This is a genomic window from Bacteroides sp. AM37-9, assembly GCF_003603455.1.
Lineage (GTDB): Bacteria > Bacteroidota > Bacteroidia > Bacteroidales > Bacteroidaceae > Bacteroides > Bacteroides xylanisolvens.
Genome location: NZ_QTNF01000085.1, coordinates 1 through 1,565 on the forward strand (window position 1 = coordinate 1; position 1,565 = coordinate 1,565).

Genomic DNA, 1,565 nt, shown 5'->3' on the forward strand with positions numbered 1-1,565 from the left:
CAAAGGTATATAAAAAAACAGATTTTTTACGCCCGGTAAATAAGAAAGTCAAGACCGCGACTATCTTTGTGGTAAAAACGAGGTCATAGGGTTTCCCCATCCTCATATGTCCAACGGGCTTGGTGTCCCAATAAAAAAAATACTTCTATGAAGGTAGTCTGCGGTCTTGACGTACACAAAGATAGTGTTTTTTGCTGTATTCTGTGTGCTAATGGAGAAAAAATCCAGCATAAATTCGGAGTTCTTACCGAAGAGTTGGTCACACTTCGCGACCTTATGGTCTCTGAAGGTGTTGAAGAGTGTGCAATGGAGAGTACCAGTATCTACTGGATACCCATATGGCGAGTGCTTGAAGGGTCAGTGAAACTTCATCTGGTAAACCCTTATTTTATAAAACAGCTTCCTGGCAAAAAGAGTGATGTGAATGATGCCGAATGGATAGCTACTTGTCTGAGTAAAGAACTGATAGCATCAAGCTTTGTTCCTGATGATAAAATTCAACGTCTGCGTCAATATGACAGAAGGATATTTGACCTGAATGTTTCCATAAGCCGCAATCTAGTCAAACTTGACCAATGCATCCAGAGGTGCAACATCAGAATCAGTAATTATATATCCACAACAGATTCCAAAGGGTACCGTTCAATAGTTAAACTTATATCCCAAGGTGTGACAGATGCGGAAGTCCTTGTGAAGGAACTGCATGGAAGAACAATCAACAGGCATGGCAGAGAAACATTGGTGAAAGCACTTACCGGAGTGGTCAGCGAGACCGACATAGACATTATAAAACAGCTTGTAGAAGAGATTGAATTGCAGCAACGACACAAGGACGAAGCACAGGAAAAGATGACTGCACTATGCATGGAGTGGTTTCCTCAAGAAGTTGAAAACCTTCAGACTATACCGGGAGTGAAAGAACGTAGTGCGACCTCAATAATAGCAGAAATAGGAACAGACATGACACATTTCCAGACACCAAAGAAATTGGTGTCATGGGTGGGGCTAAGACCCCGTAACGAGGAAAGCGCTGGCAAAATCAAGGCACGAGGTATCACACATGGTAACAGGTTTGTAAGAAAAACCATGATTGAATGTTCATGGGGAGCTGCACGTATGAAAGAGTCATTTTTCGCAGAATTCTCATACAGGCAATGTATCGAAAGAAGAAAGAACAAGATGAAGGTGCAAGTAGCTATTGCGAGAAAAATACTTGTTGCAGTATGGTATGTACTTAGTCAGGGAACTCAGTATATCAAACCAACAGATCATTATACGGCAGCCCATATGACTGCCGTATAATGATACAACCGTCCGTTACAAGGTCAATATATTTGTGGTGATTATATCCCGTTTTCGCAAAGTGGCTATCGTTTCGGACGGAGTAGGACACCCGGTTGAGTTTTAATCTCGAAGAGGAAATGTACATAATTGTTCATTGTTCCGACTATAATCGGAACTGAACCGTCATGCAGTAGTGCAAGGAAAAAAGATGTAGAAAGGAATAGACACTCGTTTCCACTCACAAAGATAGTCGCGGTCTTGCTTTTCATAGAGGAAATATA

The 1,565-nt window shown here is 41.5% G+C and carries 2 protein-coding genes; one reads left to right on the forward strand and one right to left on the reverse strand.

Annotated elements, in window-relative coordinates; translation table 11 throughout:
* Positions 1–147 precede the first annotated feature (147 nt).
* Entirely contained in the window at positions 148–1,302 is a 1,155-nt protein-coding gene (locus DW862_RS25600) for an IS110 family transposase (protein WP_120071164.1), read from the forward strand.
* A 65-nt stretch (positions 1,303–1,367) separates the two neighbouring features.
* Here the strand turns inward: DW862_RS25600 and DW862_RS26220 are convergent.
* Positions 1,368–1,565, reverse strand: a 198-nt coding sequence (locus DW862_RS26220; RefSeq protein ID WP_207895195.1) for a hypothetical protein, incomplete at its 5' end; no start/stop codon positions are given.